This is a genomic window from Lentzea alba (assembly GCF_011067745.1).
GTDB classification, from domain to species: Bacteria; Actinomycetota; Actinomycetes; order Mycobacteriales; family Pseudonocardiaceae; genus Lentzea; species Lentzea alba.
Genome location: NZ_JAAMPJ010000007.1, coordinates 513,316 through 532,602 on the forward strand (window position 1 = coordinate 513,316; position 19,287 = coordinate 532,602).

Here is a 19,287-nt window from a genome sequence, read left to right on the forward strand (position 1 = left end):
TTGGAGGACAAGGACATGACGCGGGTTGTGGTGATCGGTGCCGGGATCGTGGGACTGACGACGGGTATCGCCCTGCGCCGGGCAGGGTTCGACGTGGTGATCTGCGAGCAGGCGCCGGAGATCCGGGCCGCCGGTGCCGGGCTGGGGCTCTGGGCCAACGCCCTGGCGGTGTTCGACGAGCTCGGCCTCGGCGAACAGGTGCGCGCCATCGGCAAACCCAGCGAGATGTACTTCCACGACCCCGCCGGGAGATTGCTCGAGACGGAGTTCGGTGTCGAGGACCACCAGTACCTGCTGGTGCACCGCGCGAAGCTGACGGACCTGCTCGCCGACGCCGCCGGACGCGAGAACATCCGCCTCCGCACGGGGTTCCGCGAGTACGAGGAACACACCGCTGGCGTCACCGTCCGGTTGAGCGACGGCAGCAGCGAGGAAGCGGACGTGCTCGTCGGAGCGGACGGGGTGTACTCCGCGGTACGTGCACAACTGGTGCCGGGCGCTGCGGCACAGGAACACCGCGGCCACCAGGTGTGGCGCGCGGTCGTCCCGGACGCCGGCAGCACGCTGCCCGGCAACCGTCTGATCCTGGGCACCAACGGATGCCGCGGCGGGTACGTGCGCACCCACGACGGCAGCGCCTACTGGCTGGTGAACCAGTTCAAGTCACCGCCGCTGACGGGCACCCGCAAGCAGCAGGCGCTGGAACGCGCGCACCACCTGGAGGAAGGCACGGGCGGACTGCTGGCCGAGCTGATCGCGGCGACGCCCGAGGAGCTGATCCTGCACAACCAGATCATGCTCGTACCGCCGCTACCGCACTGGGTTTCCGCACGGGTCGCGCTGGCCGGGGACGCGGCGCACGCGATGTCGCCGCACATCACCGCCGGCGCGACGCTGGGCATCGAGGACGCCGCACTGCTCGGCCGGCTGCTCGGCTCCACCGACGACGTGCCCGCCGCGCTGGAGGCCTACCAGGCCGACCAGATCCCGCGGTACACCCGCGTCGCGGACCTGTCCGCCGCGGTCGAGCACTCCCCCACGCCGCAGGAGTTCGCCCGGCACTACGCCGCGTTCAGCCACTGGATGATCACGCCGCGGAACGCCGAGCAGAACCGGGTGGGGGCATGAGGTTCTCCATCGACGTGGACCTGGCCGTGCCGATGCGCGACGGCATCGCTCTCGCCACCAACGTGTGGCGACCCGAGGGTCCGGGGCCGTTCCCCGTGCTGCTGCTCCGCACCCCGTACGGCAAGGACGACGCCGGGACGTACGGCAACCCGAAGCTGCCGGACGTGTTCGCCTTCGCGGCAGCCGGATACGCGGTGGTGGCGCAGGACGTCCGCGGCACCTCCCGATCGCCCGGGACGTTCGAACCGGGCACCCACGAGGGCCGTGACGGTGCCGACACCCTGGCCTGGCTGGCCGAACAGCCGTGGTGTGACGGCAACATCGGCATGTGGGGCGGGTCCTACATGGGCTTCACGCAATGGCTCGCGGCCGCGCACACCGCACCGGCGTTGCGTGCGATCGCGCCCGCGATGAGCTCCGCCGACCTGTACCGCGCACCGTGGTACTCCCCCGGCGGCGCGTTGTCCCAGGACACGGTGCTCACCTGGAGCACGCTGTCAGCGCTGCGCAACCTGCGCCGAGACGGTGCCGATCCTGCCGGCGCCGCGATGCTCATGTCCAGTTTGGACGATCCACACCTGCTGCACGACCCGCTGCCACTCGCCGAGCGAAACGCCGTGACAGACAACCTTCCGTGGTTCGGCGAGGTGCTCGGCCATCCCGAACGCGACGCGTTCTGGCAGGAGGTCGCCGCGATCGACCGCTGTGGCGGCATCACGGTGCCGGCGTTCCAGATCGGCGGCTGGTACGACGTGTTCGTCGGCGAAACCGTCCGGTCGTACGTCATGATGCGCCACCACGGTGGCAGCGACGCGGCCCGCGACGGCCAGCGCCTCGTCATCGGTCCCTGGGCCCATTCCGACGGCGCCGACCTCGGCACGTTCCCGGACCGGTCGTTCGGCCTCGCGGGCAGCATCAAGGCCACCGACGTCACCGGCGAGCACCTGAAGTTCTTCGACCGCTGGGTACGCGGCCGGACGGACACCCCCGACGACACCCACCGCGTCCGCCTCTTCGTCATGGGCGTCGACCGGTGGCGCGACGAAGTGGACTGGCCCCTGCCGGACACCCGCTACACCGACCTCTTCCTCTACGGCCACGGGCGCGCCAACACGGCCGCGGGAGACGGAGTCCTGACGCGCGAGCCCGTGCCGGCCGAGGCCACGGACACGTTCCTCTACGACCCGCGCCGCCCGGTTCCGAGCCTGGGCGGCACCGTGCTGGGCGGCCACTCCGGTCCGGCCGATCAGGCGGTGGTCGAACAGCGCGAGGACGTGCTCTGCTTCACCACCGCCGTGCTGACACACCCGGTCGAGGTGACCGGCCACGTCACCCTCGTGCTGCACGTCTCCAGCTCGGCCCCGGACACCGACTTCACCGGCAAACTCGTCGACGTGCACCCCGACGGCAGGGCGATCCTGCTGTGCGAGGGCATTCAGCGCGTCCGCTACCGCGACTCGCTCACCGACCCGGCGTTCATGGAGCCCGGCGAGGTGTACGAGCTGACCGTCGACGTGGGCGTGACCTCGAACGTCTTCCTGCCAGGACACCGCATCCGGCTCGAGGTCTCCAGCAGCAACTTCCCCCGCTACGACCGCAACACCAACACCGGCGGGACGATCGCCACCGACACCGCGGACGACCTGACCGTCGCGATCAACCGGGTCCACCACGGACCCGCACACCCCAGCCGCCTGGTGCTGCCGCTGATCGAACGCCCCACCCTCCAAACGGAGGTGCGGACGTGACCACACTGGAAGAACTGGCCGATCGCGCGGCCATCGCCGATGTCGTCACCGGCCTCGCCCACGCCCAGGACGACCGGAACTGGGCCGTGCTGCGCCGGCTGCTGGCCGACGAGGTGCTGCTGGACCTCTCGACCCACCACTTCGGCAAGCCGCCGGCCTCCCTGCCGGCCGCCGACCTGGTGGAGCTGGCGAGCAGCACGCTCACCGGTTTCGACTGCACCCACCACGCCGCCTCCAACCTGGACGTGCGCCTGTCGGGCGGCGAAGCCGAGTGCCGCGCGCACGTGGTCGCCTACCACCACGTTCCCGCGGATCCCGGCGTCGTCGACCACTGCACCATGCGCGGGTACTGGCAGCTCAAGCTCAGCAAACGCGACGACCGCTGGCTGATCACCCACTGGGCCGTGCAACGCACCTGTCCGTGGGAAGGCTCTCCGGCCGTCTACGCACTCGCCGCCGAACGCGCCACCTCCACATCCTGACTGCCGACAAGGAAAACTCGATGTTCTACGAGATCCGCACCGAACACGCCCGTGCCGGCCTCGGCCCCGAACTGGCTCTGTACATGGACAAGACCGTCATCCCACTGCACCAGGAGAGGGGCATGACCGTGGTCGGCTCCTTCACCGCGGCAGGCGACGAGGACACGTTCGTCTGGATCAGGCGCTTCGACGACGCCGCAGATCGCGAACGCGTTCTGGACGCCGTCCACAGCGACCCTCGCTGCGCGACCATCGCCGGCACGGTGTCGGCGCTGCTGAGCCGGCCCGAGTCCACGGTCCGGCTGGAACCGACGCCCACGTCCGGCCTCCGTTGACGCAGACTCGCTCGACAGCGGTAAAAGTACGGTAAATCCACACTTAGTCCGCAGTTCGTGAACTCTTGACTCAACCAGGGGGTGGACGGCAGGCTCTCGCCCGATGCCGGTTGAGGCCGACAACAGGGGGAGTTCACGTTGGGGCAAGCGGTTACCGCGGTCGACGGCGTTCAGGCGACGGTGCGGTCCGCTCGGTGACGGGCCAGCCGCACGAGTACGTGCGTCGTGAACTGGTGGAGCCGGACTGGCGGCGGTTCCCCGGCTGGGCGCACGTGACCGAGGCGCAGTGGCGCGACGCCCAGTGGCAGCGGGTCAACTGCGTGAAGAACGCCAAACAGCTCGGGCTGGTCGCCGGCGGGTTGCTGACGGACCGGTTCTACGACGATCTCGCCGCGGACCAGGAGACGTTCGCGACGATGTCGATGCTGTTGCCGCCACACGTGCTCAACACGATGGCGGTGGAAGCGCGGCTCACCCCGGAGGCGTTCACCGAGGCGTTCCTGGCCGACCCGGTGCGCCGGTACATGCTGCCGGTCGCCTCGGACCGGGATCCGCGCTGGCCGTCGCACCCTCATTCGCAGCGCGACTCGTTGCACGAGGCCGAGATGTGGGTCGTCGAGGGCCTGACCCACCGCTATCCCACGAAGGTGCTGGCCGAACTGGTCTCCACCTGCCCGCAGTACTGCGGGCACTGCACCCGCATGGACCTGGTCGGCAACTCGACGCCGTTGATCGACAAGCACAAGCTCCTGCTGAAGCCGGTCGACCGGCAAGATCAGATCATCGACTACCTGAAGCGAACTCCCGGCGTCCGCGACGTCGTCGTCTCCGGTGGTGACGTGGCGAACGTGCCGTGGCCGCAGCTGGAATCGTTCCTGGTACGGCTGCTGGAGATCGAGACGGTCCGGGACATCCGCCTGGCCACGAAGGCGCTGGCCGCACTCCCGCAGCACTGGTTGCAGCCGCGCGTGGTCGAGGGCCTGCAACGCGTTGCCCGCACGGCCTTGCAGCGGGGCGTCAACCTGGCGATCCACACGCACGTCAACCACGTCCAGTCGGTCACGCCGCTGGTGGCGGAAGCGACGCGGACGGCGCTGGCGGCAGGCGTCCGGGACGTGCGCAACCAGGGCGTGCTGATGCGGGGCGTTAACGCCACCCCCGCCGACCTGCTGGATCTTTGCTTTGCCCTGCAAGGGGAAGCGAACATCCTCCCCTACTACTTCTACCTGTGCGACATGATCCCCAACGCCGAGCACTGGCGGGTGGCCGTCTGGGAGGCGCAGGAGCTGCAGCACGCGATCATGGGCTACCTGCCCGGATACGCGACGCCGCGCATCGTGTGCGACGTGCCGTACGTCGGGAAGAGATGGGTCCACCAGCTCGCCGAGTACGACCGGGAGCTCGGGATCTCGTACTGGACCAAGAACTACCGCACCACCGTCGAGGGCGACGATCCGGGGGCGCTGGACCGGCGCTACCCCTACTACGACCCGATCTCCACGCTCGGGGAAATCGGCAGGAAGCGGTGGGAGGACACGTGAACTGCTGGTCAGACGTCCACTCGCTGACGATTTCCAGTGATTTGTGGACAACGCGAGACAAGCGTGCTTACGATGGCTCCACTGGGGCTTGGGGCTAAGACTGATCACGTGCAGGGGGACATGGTACCGCCACTGGGACATCGTCACAAAGGATTGCGCCGCACTCGTGTTCTGGTAGCGACATGACCGCGCTGACCAACAGGCTGAATGAGGTGGAACGCTCATTCAGCCCGACTCCGCTCGTGTCCGTGGACGACGACAACGTTGATCTGCACGCGAAGCTGGAGTTCTGCAACCCCACCGGGAGCGTGAAGGACCGGGCGGCGTTCTGGATTCTCAAACGCGCGGTCGAACGCGGCGAGATCACCTCTTCCACCACGGTGGTCGAATCTTCTTCCGGGAATTTCGCGATCGCCATGTCGTCGTTCTGCCGCGCACTCGGGATAGCTTTCGTGCCGGTGATCGACCCGAACTGCAACGTCGCCACGGAACAGTATTTGCGGGCGGCGTGCGACAGGGTCGAGAAGGTCACCGAACGCGACAGCTCCGGCGGGTTCCTGCTGAGCAGGCTCGCCCGCGTCCAGGAGCTCGAAGCCGCCCTGCCCGGCGCCTACTGGCCCAACCAGTACGCCAACGCCGACGCCGCCGAGGCCCACTTCCTGCTGACCGGCGGGGAGATCGCGGGGACGCTCGACAGCCTCGACTACGTGTTCATCGGGGTCAGCACCGGCGGCACGCTGGCCGGCCTGTCACAGCGCCTGAAGAAGGAGTTCCCGCAGGTCAAGGTCATCGCGGTCGACACGGAGGGCTCCGTGATCTTCGGCCGGGCGCCGCGGGCGCGCAAGCTGCCGGGGCTCGGGTCGAGCATCGTGCCGCCGCTCGTGGCGAGCGCCGAGATCGACGACGTCGTGATCGTGAGCGAACACGAGGCGGTCCGCGGCTGCCGGGCCCTGCTGCGCCGCTCCGGCCTGTTCGTGGGTGGCTCGACCGGCAGCACGTACGCGGCGATCCAGCGCTACTTCGCCGGCCGGGGCAATTCCACCGAATGGCCGAGAACGCTGTTCCTCTGCGCTGATCGCGGAACGGCCTACGCGGAGACCGTCTACAACAACACGTGGGTCGCGGAAGCACTCGGCGAGGAAACGCGCACACCGGCGACAGTGGCCGGATGACCTGGAAGGAACAAGTTGTCCAGTTTTTCGAATGAGCTTCGCGTGCCCGCGGTACGGGTTATCACGGGCGATGACGTGCACTCGTGCGTGAATGGCAGCGCCGAGGAGTGCGTTGATCTCGTTCGCCGCGCCTACCTCACGCACTCCGCCGGAGACAGCTCCAACCCGCACAGCAGCTTCCTGCGTTTTCCGCACAAGCCGAACTCGCGGATCATCTCGCTGCCGGCCTATCTCGGCGGTGATTTCGGCGTCGCGGGCATGAAATGGATCGCGAGTTTCCCGGACAACACCGCAGGTGGTATCCCGCGCGCGTCGGCGATGCTCATCCTGAACGACACCGAGATCGGTTATCCGTTCGCGTGCCTGGAGTCCTCGATCATTTCCGCGACGCGCACCGCGGCCTCCGCCGTGCTCGGCGCCGAAGCGCTGGCGGGTGAGCGCGCCGCGCGCAGGGTCGGTTTCATCGGGACGGGCCTGATCGCGGGCCACGTCTGGCGCTTCCTGCGCGACCTGAAGTGGCGGATCGACGGCTTCCGGCTCTACGACACCGTGCGCGCCAACGCGGACCGGTTCGGCGAGACGCTCACCGAGGACGGTGCGACCGGCGTGGTCACTGTGGACACCGCCGCCGAGGCGATCGAGGACTGCGACCTCGTGGTGCTGGCGACCGTCGCGGGCGAGCCGCACATCAGCGACCCGGGCCTGTTCGCCCACGCGCCGACGGTGCTGCACCTGTCGTTGCGCGACCTGTCCCCCGAGGTGATCCTCGCGGGCCAGAACATCACCGACGACGTGGACCACGCGGTCCGCGAACGCACGTCGTTGCACCTCACCGAACAGCGCACGGGCGACCGCGCGTTCGTCGCGGGCACGATCGCCGACGTGCTGAACGGCGTGGTGCGGCGCGACCCGGCGCGGGCGGCCATCTACTCGCCGTTCGGGCTCGGCGTGCTCGACCTGGCGATCGGCAAGTGGGTGTACGAGCAGGTGACCGAGCGGAACGACGGCACGGTCATCGACGACTTCTTCGGCAGCGCGGTGAGGTGACGATGAGCGAGATCCAGTACACCGTGGTCGTGAACCACGAGGACCAGCACTCCGTCTGGTTCGCCGACCGGCCCGTTCCAGCCGGTTGGACCGAAATCGGGTTCACCGGCACCAAGGAGGCGTGCCTGGCGCACGTCGAAGAGGTGTGGACGGACCTCACGCCGCGTTCCGTGCGCGAGCGGCTCACCGCGGGGGAGGCACGATGACCGCGGGCGTGCTCCTGGACACCAGGAAGGTCGTCACCACCGTCGAGCTGTCGGTGTTCGAACGGATCACCCCGCTCGTGTCGGGCTACCTCGAGGCGTACGCGTCGACGGATCCGGTGGTGAGCAAGGAGTTCCGCTTCGACAAGTACACGACGAGCATCAAGACGCCGCTCGACACGATCGCGGAGGCCTTGCTGGCCAAGGACTCCGACGTGTTCGCGTTCTCGACGTACGTGTGGAACGTCGGCCTGGTCCGCAAGCTGCTGGTGCGGCTGCGCGAGGCCCGTCCCGACGTGCACATCGTCCTGGGCGGGCCGCAGGTGATGCACCACGGCCTGCGCTACCTCGACCCGGCCGACGAGCGGATGATCGTGTGCAACGGCGAGGGCGAGGTGACGTTCACCGAGTACCTGCGCGAGCTCACCGCGCCGGCACCGGACCTCACCACCGTGGCCGGGCTGACGATGTACCGGGACGGACAGCTGGTCACGACGCCGGAACGACCGCGCATCAAGGACCTCGAGACGATCCCGTCGCCGTTCCTGACCGGGCTGATCTCCGACGAGTACAGCATCAGCATCATCGAGACCAACCGCGGCTGCCCGTACCACTGCGGCTTCTGCTTCTGGGGTGCGGCGACCAACGACCGCGTCTACCGGTTCGACGAGGAACGGGTGCGCGACGAGCTGACCTGGATGGCGCGCAACGGCACGCTGTTCCTCTACATCGCCGACGCGAACTGGGGCATGCTCGCCCGCGACGTCGAGTTCTCCGAGCACATCGCCTCGCTCACCCGCGAGTACCGGCTGCCGAACGTCGTGTACTTCTCCTCGGCGAAGAACAAGCCGCACGCGGTCACCAAGATCACCGGCATCTTCCAGGAGGCCGGGCTGGTCGCGTCCCAGCCGGTCTCCATGCAGACGCTGGAACCGACCAGCTTGAAGATCATCGCCAGGGACAACATCAAGCTCGACGCGTTCGGCTCGGTGCAGGACGACCTGCGCGACCGCGGCCTGAGCTCGTTCATCGAGCTGATCTGGCCGCTGCCCGGCGAGACGCTGGAGACGTTCAAGCACGGCATCGGCACGCTGTGCGAGCGGGACGCGCACACGATCATCTCGTACTCGCACCTGCTGCTGAACAACACGCCGATCTACCACAACCGCGAGAAGCTCGGCCTGATCACCCGGCCGGCCGGTGGTGAGGTCGCCGAGGCGCAGATCGTGATCGGCACGGAGCAGGTCACGCCCGACGAGTTCGCCGAGGGCATGCGGTACTTCTACGCCGTGCACGCGGTGCACAACACGCGCAGCCTGCGCGCCACGGCGAAGTACCTGACGGGCAAGGGGATCACGACGTTCCCCGACCTGTTCTCCGGGATGGTCGAGCACTGGCGCGGCCTGCCCGAGGACGACGCCATCAAGTCCTACGTGGAGCGTTCCATCCGCGACGCGCTGTTCTACGACGTCGGCAACTACGGCCTGTTCGTGCACATGGTGCTGCACGAGCACCGGGCGCTGTTCACCCGGCACCTGCGCGACTTCGTGGCGGCGCAGCCGTGGTGGTCGGACCCGACCGCGCGGGCGTTGTTCGAGATCGACCTGGTGAACCGGCCGTACATCTACTCCTCCACGCCGCTGGAGGAGTTCGATCGTCCTTTCGAGACGGTCGTGGTGTCCGCAGCGTCCGGGCGCACCCGCACGGTCGAGCTCGACCCGTCCTGGCACGAGGAACTGCGCCGGTCGGTGCGGCTGGATCCGCTGGTGCCGCAGGGGCCGCGGTTCGTCGTCGACTACAAGCGGCTGCAGTACCCGTACATGGCGGGGCAGAGCATCGACCACAACGCGAACTACTGCCACGGCATGATCGAGAAGATCGAGAACATCGCGCCGATCTGGCGTTCGACGGGAGCCTGATGTTGCTCGACCGACGCCCAGCACTGGGCGTCCTCGCCGGGATCACGTTGCTCGGGGCACTGGCGGTGGTGGCGTTCGCGCCACCACCCGCCCGTTCCGGTGACGTCCCGGCGCGGGAGTTCTCCGCCGAACGCGCGGCCGTCCACCTGGAGCAGATCGCGCAACGTCCGCACCCGACGGGGACCCCGGACAACGCGCGGGTGCGCTCGTACGTCGCCGACACCGCGCGTTCGCTGGGCGCGCAGGTCGAGGTGGACAGCGGTGACGTGGTGCGGGCGGGGTGGGGCAACCCGTTCCCCGCCGCGAACGTCCACAACGTCCTGGCCCGGCTGCCCGGCATCGACCCGCAGCGCAGCGGCGGGCAGACGCTGCTGCTCGTCGCCCACTACGACTCGGTGCCGACCGGTCCCGGCGCGGCGGACGACGGCGCCGCGGTGGCCGGGCTGCTGGAGACCATCAGGGCGCTGAAGGCCCGGGGCGGCACACCCAACGACGTCGCGTTCCTGTTCACCGACGCGGAGGAGATCGGCGCTCTCGGCGCGGAGAGGTTCGTCCGCTCCCGCGGGGTCGACTGGCTCGGCGCGGTGCTGAACTGGGAGGCCCGCGGCAGCTCCGGCCCGGTGCTGATGTTCGAGACCAGCAGCGGCAACACCGAGCTGATCGACGCCTACGCCGGCACCGGGACCCGTCCGGCGGGCAACTCGCTCGCCTACGAGATCTACCAGCGGATGCCCAACGGCACGGACTTCACGGTCTTCAAGGACGCGGGCGCACGCGGCCTGAACGCGGCGTTCCTCGACGGCTTCCACGACTACCACTCGCCGCACGACGACATCGCGAACCTGGACCGCGACAGCCTGCAGCACCACGGCGAGACCATGCTCGGGCTCGTCGACCGCCTCGGCTCCACCGACCTGCGCACGCTCGGTTCCGACTCGAACGCCGTCTACTTCGACCTGTTCGCCCGCGTGCTGGTGCACTACCCGGCCTGGCTCGCCCTGGTCCTCGCCCTCGTCACGGTCCTGGGGCTCGCGGTCCTCGTCGTGGTGGGCGCGCACCGCGGAGCGTTGCGGACGGCTGGAGTCCTGGCGGTGGCCGGGGTGTCGGTCGGCGCAATCGCGATCACGGTCGCGGTGGGCGTCGGGCTGTGGCAGCTCGTGCTGGTCGTGCGGCCGGGCTTGTCGGCGCTGCCGTTGGAGGAACCGTACGAGCGCGGCTGGTTCGTGGCCGGGTTCCTGGTCGCCGCCGCGGCCGTCGTGCTCGCGGCCGCCGGGGTGGTGCGACGCCGCGAGCAGGCCGAGGTGATCGGCGGTGTGCTCCTGGTCGGGACGGTGGTGGTGGCCGCGACGGCGGTGATCGTGCCGGGCGCGTCCTACCTGCTGCAGTGGCCGGTTCTCGCCGGGCTCGTGGCGTTCTGGTGGAGCATCCGGCGCGGACACGCCGGTGCGCTGCTCCTCGGGCTGCCCGCGGCGGTCGCCGTGGTGCTGTTCGCACCGCTGGTCGGCGCCGTTCTGGTCGCGCTCGGCCTGCAACTCGCCGCCGTGGCGATCGCGGTCGCCGTCCTGGGCGGGCTGCTCCTGCTGCCGTTGCTCACGCCGCTCCCCCGTGCCGCCGTGGTCGTGCCCGTCGTCGTGGCGCTCGCGCTGGTCGGCACCGGCCTCGCCCGCTCGGGCTTCGACCGGACCGAGCCGCGCACGAACGCGTTGCTGTACGTCCGGGACCTGACCGAGAACACGTCGACGTGGATGACCCGCGCCGACGAGACGGACGCTTGGACGTCGTCGGTACTCGGCGCCTCCCCCCGGGAGACGCGGGCGACCACGTACTTCCCGCAGGAGGGCCCGGACTCGTTCCTCGCCGCGGACGCGCCCCGGCTCGACCTGCTGCCGCCCGAGGTGAAGGTCCTCGCCGACGACCGCGGTGCCGAACCGCGGGCCGTCAAGTTCTCCGTGACGTCGCGCCGGGACGCGTGGCGGATCGTCGTCCGCCTGCCGCAGGATCGGTTGCGGGAGTGCACGTTCGCCGGCACGCGGATGGACGAGGCGACGCTCGCCAAGGACGCCGACTACACCGGCGCCGTGGTGTTCCAGTACACCGGCGACTCCGACACGTTCGAGCTGAGTTGTCTCGTCACCCCCGGCCCGCTGCCCGTGGACGCGGCCGACCAGACGATCGGCCTGCCGGACGAGGTCGCCGCCCACGCCGGGCCACGACCCGAGGACACCTCGCTGATGCCGTTCGGTTTCACCCCGGCCGACACCTCCGTCGTCCGCCACGTCGTGGAGATCTGATGACCGACGCGATCACGGTGCGGAACCTGACCCGCAGCTACCGCACGAACCAGCTGATCCTCGCGAACGACGACCTGACGTTCAGCGTGGCCAGGGGCGAGGTGTTCGGCGTGCTCGGTGCCAACGGCGCGGGCAAGACCACCCTCGTCTCGCAGCTGCTGGGGCTCGTCCGGCCGACATCGGGGTCGATCACGGTCGAGGGCGTCGACGTGGTGGCCGACCCGGACGGGGTCAAGCGGATCACCGGTTTCCTGCCGCAGACCGAACTCGCGATGCGCGAGCTGGAAGTGCGGCGCGCGTTGCACTACACCGGCCGCCTGCGCGGGCAGAGCGAGGCCGACGCGCTGCGGCAGACCGACTCGCTGATCGACGAGCTCGGCCTCGGCCCGGTGGCCGGCCGGTACGTCAACCAGCTCTCCGGCGGCATGATGCGGCTGGTCAACTTCGGCATGGCGCTCATGGGCCGGCCGAAGCTGCTGGTGCTGGACGAGCCGACCAACGAGCTGGACCCGCACAACCGCCGTCTGGTGTGGGACGTCCTGGCCCGCCGCAGCGCCGAGGAGGGCGCCACGGTCGTGCTGGTCACCCACAACGTGCTGGAGGCCGAGTCGGTCGTCGACCGGGTCGCCGTGATGAGGCGCGGCCGGATCGTCACGCTCGGGTCGCCCGGTGAGCTCAAGCACCGGCTCGGCGACACCGTGCGGATGGAGCTGCAGGTCCGCGACGGCGGCGAGCTCGGACCGGGTGAGCTCGCGCTGCTCGGCGCCACCGGCACCGTGGTTCCCGGCGCCAGGGACGGCCGCTACCTCGTGCACTGCGCCCCGGCGCGGATGCCGGAGCTGGTCACGGTCGTCACCGAGGGCATGCGGACGATGGGGATCGAGGACTTCCGGCTCTCCCGGCCGTCGCTGGAGGACGTGTACCTGAGCCTCGGCGACGGCCCGGACCCCGAACCGTCCACAGTGGACGTCACGGACTCGGCGGGCTCGGCGGGCTCGGCGGCGGTTCCGGCCGGGGTGGCCGTCCTCGCCCCGCCCGCCGTCCCGGTGGCGGCGCCGGTGAAGCCGGCTCTGCGCGAACGCCTCGCCCGAGGGTTGACGAGCTTCAAGTACCTCTGGCTGGAACAGATGCTGGAGGTCAGGTCCACCTGGTGGTGGAGCCTGTTGTTCGGCTTCCTGATGCCGGTGGCCATGGTGTTCGGGCTGACGAGGATCGGCGGCGGTCTCACCGACCAGAACAGCCTGCTCTACATCGTGAGCGGCGCCGCGGTGTTCTCCGTCGCCACCGAGGGGATCGCGACGCTGGCGCAACGCGTCGGCGTGGTGCGCACGAGCGGGATGTTGCTGTACTACGTGTCTCTGCCGATCAGCCGCACGGCGTTCCTGGCCGCGCTGGTGTTCTCCCGGTTGTTGCTGATCCTGCCGGGCCTGGTCACCCCGATCGTGGCGGCGCGGCTGATGTACGACGCCGACCTGGTCCTGTCCCCCATGCTGCTGGTCGTGCTGCCGCTGACGTGCCTCGCGCTGTCCGCGGTGGGCCTCGCGATCGGCACGGTCGTGGAGAGCATGGACGTGATCGTCGTGATCACGAACCTGCTGATCTTCGTTCTGCTGCTGGCGGCGCCGGTGCTCATCCCACCGGAGTCGCTGCCGTTGCCGTTGCGGCTCATCGGCTACCTGTTGCCACCCACCTACGCCGCGGAAGGACTCCGGCACGCCCTCAGCGGCGATCTCGGCGGGATGTTCCTCGTCGACATCGCCGTGCTGCTGGGGATGACCGTGCTCGGTCTCGCCGCGACGTCCCGCTGGATCCGTTGGCGTATCGCATGACACAAGGAACTCGGCCCATGCTGCTCACCTCCGTCCGCACCGCGCCGACGTTCGTCGACGTGCTCACCGACCGCGCCGCCGGGTCGTCCCGGGTGGCACTGAGGTTCGACGACGGTGCGGGCCAGTCCGCGCTGACCTACTCGCAACTGCACGACCGAGCCCGTTCGGTGGCGGCACTGCTCGCGCAGCGGTGCGCGCCCGGCGACCGGGTGCTGCTGCAGCTGCCGCCGAGCCTCGACTACGTGGTGGCGTTCCTCGGGTGCCTCTACGCGGGCGTGATCGCGGTTCCGCTGTACCCGTCGGGCACCGGACGGCACGTCGCACGGCACCGCGCGCTGGTGGCCGACGCCGCACCGGCGGCCGTCATCGCGCGCGGCGAGGTGTCCGATGTGGACGTTCCCGTGCTCTCGGTCGACGGGGACCTGCCCGCACCCGGCGAGTGGCGGCGGCCCCCGATCACGCCGGACACCGTGGCGTTCCTGCAGTACACCTCGGGCTCGACGGCGACCCCGCGCGGTGTTGTCGTGAGCCACCGCAACCTGCTCGCGAACTCGCTCCAGATCGGCGAGCGGTTCGGCGCGACCGAGGACACGCGCGCGGTCAGCTGGCTGCCGCCCTACCACGACATGGGTCTCATCGGCGGCATCCTGCAGCCGATCCACGCGGGTGCCACGGCCACGCTGTTCGCGCCGGTGTCGTTCATCAGCAACCCGCTGCGGTGGCTGCGGCTGATCTCGGAGCAGCGCGCGACCGTCAGCGGTGGCCCGAACTTCGCCTACGACCTGTGCGCCGACCGCCTCACCGACGCCGATCTGGCGGGGCTCGACCTGTCGAGCTGGGAGATCGCGTTCAACGGCGCGGAACCGGTGCGTGCGGCGACGCTCGAGAGGTTCGCCGAACGGATGGCGCCCTACGGCTTCCGCCGCGAGGCGTTCCTGCCGTGCTACGGGCTGGCCGAGGCGACGCTGATGGTCTCCGGCCACCGGGCCGCGCCGGTCACCACGTTCGCGGCGTCCTCCCTCGTGCCCGGCGAGCACGTCGTGCCGGATCCCGCCGGACGGCCGATCGTGTCGTGCGGGCCGGTGGTCGACGGCGTCACGACGGTGGTGGTGAACACCGAGACCGGTACCGCGTGCCAGGACGGCGCGGTGGGCGAGATCTGGGTGGCGGGTGAGAACGTCGCGTCCGGCTACTGGGGCCGCGAGGACGACGACGTCTTCGGCGCCAGCCTGCCCGGCGACGACCGCGCCTGGCTGCGCACCGGCGACCTCGGGTTCGTCTTCGACGGCCTGCTGCACGTCACCGGCCGCGCGAAGGACCTGATCGTGGTGCGCGGCCGCAACCACTACCCGCAGGACCTGGAGCGCTGTGCCCTGGACGCGCACCCGGCGCTGCGCCGGGGTGCGGCGGCGTTCGGCCTGGGCGAGCGCGAGGAGGTGTGCCTCGTGCTGGAGTCGGCGACGGCGCACCGCGCGGAGGAGAACGCCGAGATCGTGGTCGCCGTGTGCGCGGCGATGGCCCGCGAGCACGGCGTGACGCCCGCGACGATCGTGTTCGTCCGGCCCGGCAAGATCCCCACGACCAGCAGCGGCAAGGTGCAGCGGTCGCGGACGCGGGAGATGTTCGCCGACGGCTCCCTGCAGCCGGTGCACCGCTGGGACGCCGCCGGCGCGGGTGACCTGGCCGCGGTGAGCGAGGAGGACAGGGCCGACACGGCACGGGAGGTCGTGCTGCGGCTCGCGGCGGCCCGGCTCGGGCGCCCGGCCGACCCGGCGGTGCCGCTGGTCGCACAGGGACTCGACTCGTTGAGCGCCACCGAACTGTCCGCCGCGATCACCGACGCGCTCGGCGTGCGGATCGAGCCGCGGACGTTGCTCGACGGCGCCACGATCGACTCGTTGCCGCTGGACGCCCCGGCGGGCCGGACCGCCTCGGTCACGCCGGTCGCGGCCGGGCCGCAACCGATGACCGCCAACCAGAAGGCGTTGTGGCTGCTCGAACAGCTCAACCCCGGCACCGCGACCCAGCACGTCTACGCGGCCATCCGGTTCGAGTCCGAAGTGGACGCCGAGGCGCTGCGGCGCGCGTTCCAGTCGTTGGTCGACCGGCACCCAGCGCTGCGCACGGCGGTGCGCGGCAGCGACGAACCGCGGCAGGAGGTGCTGGCGCACCAGGAGGTCGCGTTCACCGTCGAGGACGCCGCGGCGCTCGACGAGGACGCCTTCGCCGCGCGGCTGGAGCGGGAGACGACCGGCGAGTTCGCGCTGGCGGAGGGCCGCGTGCTGCGGGCGGTGCTGTTCCGCCGCCCCGGCGGGGACGTGCTCGCGTTGGTGGTGCACCACATCGCCGTCGACATGTGGTCCATCGCGGTGCTCGCCGAGGAGCTCGGTCAGCTCTACTCCGGTGCCCCGCTGCCGCCCGCACCCGCCGCGGGTCCCGTCGAGGTGGCGCGCCGGCAGCACGAACTGCTCGCGTCACCGCGCGGTGCCGAGCTGCGCGAGCACTGGCGGTCCGTCCTCGACGGCGTCGAACCCGTGCTGGAGCTGCCGGCGGACCGGCCGCGGCCCGCCACCCGCGGGCACCGGGGCCACTCGGTCACCACGCGCCTGGACCGCGAGCTGACCACCGCGTTGCGCGGGTTGGCGGCCGAGCACGACACCACGTTGTTCGTGGTGCTGCTCAGCGTCTTCCAGGCGCTCGTGCACCGCTACACCGGGGAGCGCGACTTCCTGGTGGGCGTCCCCGCCGCGGGCCGGACCGATCCCGACTTCCACCGGGTGGTCGGCTACTTCGTGAACCCGGTGCCGGTGCGCGCCCGCATCGACGAGGCGCGCACCGCGGCCGAGCACGTGCGCTCGGCGGGCAAGGCGGTCGGCGCCGCGCTGGCGCACCAGGACATGCCGTTCCCGCAGCTGGTCGAGGAGCTGGAGCTCGCGCGGGAGGCGTCCCGGGCGCCGGGGTTCCAGGTCATGTTCAGCCAGACCAGGTCGCACCTCCCCGACTCCACGCTCGGGGTGCTCACCAGCGGCCGCGCCGGCGTGCCGGTGCGGCTCGGCGAGCTGCGCGGTGAGTCCGTCGAACTGACCCGCCACACCGCCGAGGTCGACCTGACGATGGTGGTCGCCGAGGACGGCGACGAGATCGAGGTGGTGCTGAACTACAGCACCGACCTGTTCGACCGCGGCACCATCGACCGGTTCGGCGCGAACTACGCGCTGCTGGCGGCGGAGGTGGCCCGCGACGCGACGCGGCCGCTCGGCGAGATCACGCCGGTCAGCGAACAGGAACTGCGGCTGATCGCGGGGTGGAACGCCACCGCGACCCCCTATCCGCGCACGAAGTCCGTGGTGGACCTGTTCGCCGACCAGGTGGCGGCCCGGCCGGACGCGCCGGCGCTCACCTACGGCGCTCTTTCCTACAGCTACCGCGAACTGGACCAGGTCTCCACCGCGCTGGCCCGCCGGTTGCGCTCCCTCGGCGTCGGCGCGGGGACGCCGGTCGGCCTGTGCACCGACCGCGACCCGACCGTGATCGTCGCGATGCTCGCCGTAGCGAAGGCCGGTGGCGCCTACGTCCCGCTCGACCCGGCCCACCCGCCGCACCGGTTGCGGCAGATCGTCGCCGAGTCGGCGCCCGCGCTGCTGCTCGCGACCGGCAAGTCCACTGTGGACGCCGATCTGCCGGTCGTCGAGGTGCGGGACTTCCTCACCCCGTCCGCCACGGACGACATCGATTGGGACCGTCCGGTCGCCGACAGCCTGCTGTACGTGATGTACACGTCCGGGTCGTCCGGTACGCCGAAGGGCATCTGCATCGCGCACCGCAACGTCGTGCGACTGGTGCGGGACACGAACTACATGACCATCGCGCCCGGCGACCGGGTCGCGCAGATCTCCAACGCGGCGTTCGACGCGGCGACGCTGGAGGTGTGGGGCTCGCTGCTCAACGGCGGTCACCTCGTCGGCTTCGACAAGGACACCGTGCTGTCCCCGCCCGCGCTCGCCGAGGCTCTGCGGTCGGGCGGCATCCACACGGTGGTCTTCGCGACGCCGCTCTTCACCCAGGTAGCGGCCTACGACGCCGGCACGTTCGCCGCGGCCAAGCAGCTGCTGGTCGGCGGCGACACGATGGACCCGAAGATCGCGCGGGCGGTGTCGGAGCTGGGCGGCCCGCTGCTGTCCAACGGGTACGGCCCGACCGAGTCCGCCACGTTCGCGACGGTCCAGGCCCTGCCGGAGGTCGGCCAGGACGTGGCGCGGTTGCCGATCGGCGGCCCGATCTCCAACACGCAGGTGCACATCCTCGACCCGCTCATGCGGCCGGTGCCCATCGGAGTGCCGGGCGAGCTGCACATCGGCGGCGACGGCCTCGGCCACGGCTACCTGAACCGCGCGGGCCTGACCGCGGACAGGTTCCGGCCCGACCCGTTCAGCGGCGTACCGGGCAGCCGCCTGTACGCCACCGGAGACAAGGCGCGCTGGCTGCCGGACGGCTCGGTCGACTTCCTGGGCAGGCTCGACTTCCAGGTGAAGATCCGCGGGTTCCGCATCGAACTCGGCGACGTCGAGGCGGCGCTGGTCGAGCACCCCGGCGTCGTGGAAGCGGTGGTCGTGGCCGACGACTCCGTTGGCGAGAAGCGCCTGGCCGCCTACTACGCGGGCTCCCCCGACCCAGCCGAGCTGTCCGCCCACCTCGCGGCACGGCTGCCGGAGTACATGGTGCCCGCTGTGCTGGTCCGGTTGCCGGAGCTGCCGAAGAACCCGAACCGCAAGCTGGACCGGGCGGCACTGCCCCGTCCGTCCGAGGCGGTCGTGGCGCCGGCCGCCGGTGACACGACGGCGGAGATCTGCGCGTTGTTCGCGGAGCTGCTGGGGCGGGCGGAGGTGCTGCCGGACGACAACTTCTTCGAAATCGGCGGCCACTCACTCGTCGCGATCAAACTGCTGACCCGCATCCGTGACACCTACGGCGTCGAACTTCCGCTCAACGATCTGTTCACCGACCCCACCGCCCGCGCGGTGGCCAAGTGCATCGACCAGGCCACCACACCGGAACCCGACACCTCCAGCCAGATCTGCGCACTGTTCGCCGAACTGCTCGGACGACCAGAAGTGCAGCCGGACGACAACTTCTTCGAAATCGGCGGCCACTCACTCGTCGCGATCAAACTGCTGACCCGCATCCGCGACACCTACGGCGTCGAACTCCCCCTCAACGACCTCTTCACCGACCCCACCGCCCGCGCCGTGGCCAAGTGCATCGACCAGGCCACCACACCGGAACCCGACACCTCCAGCCAGATCTGCGCACTGTTCGCCGAACTGCTCGGACGACCAGAAGTGCAGCCGGACGACAACTTCTTCGAAATCGGCGGCCACTCACTCGTCGCCATCAAACTGCTCACCCGCATCCGCGACACCTACGGCGTCGAACTCCCCCTCAACGACCTCTTCACCGACCCCACCGCCCGCGCCGTCGCCAAGTGCATCGACCAGGCGAGCACGCCCGCACCAACTGTTCCGGCCGGACCGGCCGCCGTCCCGCGCGACGCGTACGCACGTCCCGCGTCCCGCTGACCCGCCACGGATCGGA

12 protein-coding genes are annotated in these 19,287 nt (G+C 70.4%); all 12 read left to right on the forward strand.

The window, feature by feature from the left end:
• The first annotated feature begins 15 nt into the window (after nucleotides 1-15).
• Nucleotides 16-1,128 (forward strand): FAD-dependent oxidoreductase, encoded by a 1,113-nt coding sequence (locus G7043_RS27045; RefSeq protein WP_166050121.1) that lies wholly within the window; start codon nucleotides 16-18, stop codon nucleotides 1,126-1,128.
• Nucleotides 1,125-2,876 (forward strand): CocE/NonD family hydrolase, encoded by a 1,752-nt coding sequence (locus tag G7043_RS27050; protein ID WP_166050124.1) that lies wholly within the window; start codon nucleotides 1,125-1,127, stop codon nucleotides 2,874-2,876. The genes G7043_RS27045 and G7043_RS27050 overlap by 4 nt, the downstream gene beginning before the upstream one ends.
• Nucleotides 2,873-3,358: a nuclear transport factor 2 family protein gene (locus tag G7043_RS27055; RefSeq protein ID WP_166050126.1), complete on the forward strand. Its 486-nt coding sequence runs from the start codon at nucleotides 2,873-2,875 to the stop codon at nucleotides 3,356-3,358. Before G7043_RS27050 ends, G7043_RS27055 begins: the two co-directional genes overlap by 4 nt.
• Before the next feature lie 20 nt (nucleotides 3,359-3,378).
• Nucleotides 3,379-3,693: an NIPSNAP family protein gene (locus G7043_RS27060; RefSeq protein WP_166050128.1), complete on the forward strand. Its 315-nt coding sequence runs from the start codon at nucleotides 3,379-3,381 to the stop codon at nucleotides 3,691-3,693.
• Between the two features lie 194 nt (nucleotides 3,694-3,887).
• Nucleotides 3,888-5,234 (forward strand): KamA family radical SAM protein, encoded by a 1,347-nt coding sequence (locus tag G7043_RS27065; RefSeq protein WP_166050130.1) that lies wholly within the window; start codon nucleotides 3,888-3,890, stop codon nucleotides 5,232-5,234.
• 212 nt (nucleotides 5,235-5,446) lie between these two features.
• Complete coding sequence (gene sbnA, locus G7043_RS27070; protein WP_313888086.1) at nucleotides 5,447-6,406, forward strand: 2,3-diaminopropionate biosynthesis protein SbnA; 960 nt, start codon at nucleotides 5,447-5,449, stop codon at nucleotides 6,404-6,406.
• Nucleotides 6,407-6,448: 42 nt separating this feature from the next.
• Complete coding sequence (gene sbnB, locus G7043_RS27075) at nucleotides 6,449-7,453, forward strand: 2,3-diaminopropionate biosynthesis protein SbnB (protein WP_166050134.1); 1,005 nt, start codon at nucleotides 6,449-6,451, stop codon at nucleotides 7,451-7,453.
• A gap of 2 nt (nucleotides 7,454-7,455) precedes the next feature.
• Nucleotides 7,456-7,659 carry an MbtH family protein gene (locus G7043_RS27080; protein ID WP_166050136.1) on the forward strand — a complete coding sequence of 68 codons (204 nt, stop codon included), beginning with the start codon at nucleotides 7,456-7,458 and terminating at the stop codon, nucleotides 7,657-7,659.
• On the forward strand, nucleotides 7,656-9,575 hold the full coding sequence (locus G7043_RS27085; RefSeq protein WP_166050138.1) for a cobalamin-dependent protein: 1,920 nt from the start codon (nucleotides 7,656-7,658) through the stop codon (nucleotides 9,573-9,575). Before G7043_RS27080 ends, G7043_RS27085 begins: the two co-directional genes overlap by 4 nt.
• Complete coding sequence (locus tag G7043_RS27090; protein WP_166050140.1) at nucleotides 9,575-11,866, forward strand: M20/M25/M40 family metallo-hydrolase; 2,292 nt, start codon at nucleotides 9,575-9,577, stop codon at nucleotides 11,864-11,866. Before G7043_RS27085 ends, G7043_RS27090 begins: the two co-directional genes overlap by 1 nt.
• Nucleotides 11,866-13,695 carry an ABC transporter ATP-binding protein/permease gene (locus G7043_RS27095; protein WP_166050142.1) on the forward strand — a complete coding sequence of 610 codons (1,830 nt, stop codon included), beginning with the start codon at nucleotides 11,866-11,868 and terminating at the stop codon, nucleotides 13,693-13,695. The genes G7043_RS27090 and G7043_RS27095 overlap by 1 nt, the downstream gene beginning before the upstream one ends.
• 17 nt (nucleotides 13,696-13,712) lie before the next feature.
• On the forward strand, nucleotides 13,713-19,271 hold the full coding sequence (locus G7043_RS27100) for a non-ribosomal peptide synthetase (protein ID WP_166050144.1): 5,559 nt from the start codon (nucleotides 13,713-13,715) through the stop codon (nucleotides 19,269-19,271).
• Nucleotides 19,272-19,287: the final 16 nt, after the last annotated feature.

Bases quoted from the DNA above. Each gene is read 5' to 3' on its own strand.
- G7043_RS27045 (WP_166050121.1), top strand. From the start codon at position 16: ATGACGCGGGTTGTGGTGATCGGTGCCGGGATCGTGGGACTGACGACG.
- G7043_RS27050 (WP_166050124.1), top strand. From the start codon at position 1,125: ATGAGGTTCTCCATCGACGTGGACCTGGCCGTGCCGATGCGCGACGGC.
- G7043_RS27060 (WP_166050128.1), top strand. From the start codon at position 3,379: ATGTTCTACGAGATCCGCACCGAACACGCCCGTGCCGGCCTCGGCCCC.
- G7043_RS27080 (WP_166050136.1), top strand. From the start codon at position 7,456: ATGAGCGAGATCCAGTACACCGTGGTCGTGAACCACGAGGACCAGCAC.
- G7043_RS27085 (WP_166050138.1), top strand. From the start codon at position 7,656: ATGACCGCGGGCGTGCTCCTGGACACCAGGAAGGTCGTCACCACCGTC.
- G7043_RS27090 (WP_166050140.1), top strand. From the start codon at position 9,575: ATGTTGCTCGACCGACGCCCAGCACTGGGCGTCCTCGCCGGGATCACG.
- G7043_RS27095 (WP_166050142.1), top strand. From the start codon at position 11,866: ATGACCGACGCGATCACGGTGCGGAACCTGACCCGCAGCTACCGCACG.
- G7043_RS27100 (WP_166050144.1), top strand. From the start codon at position 13,713: ATGCTGCTCACCTCCGTCCGCACCGCGCCGACGTTCGTCGACGTGCTC.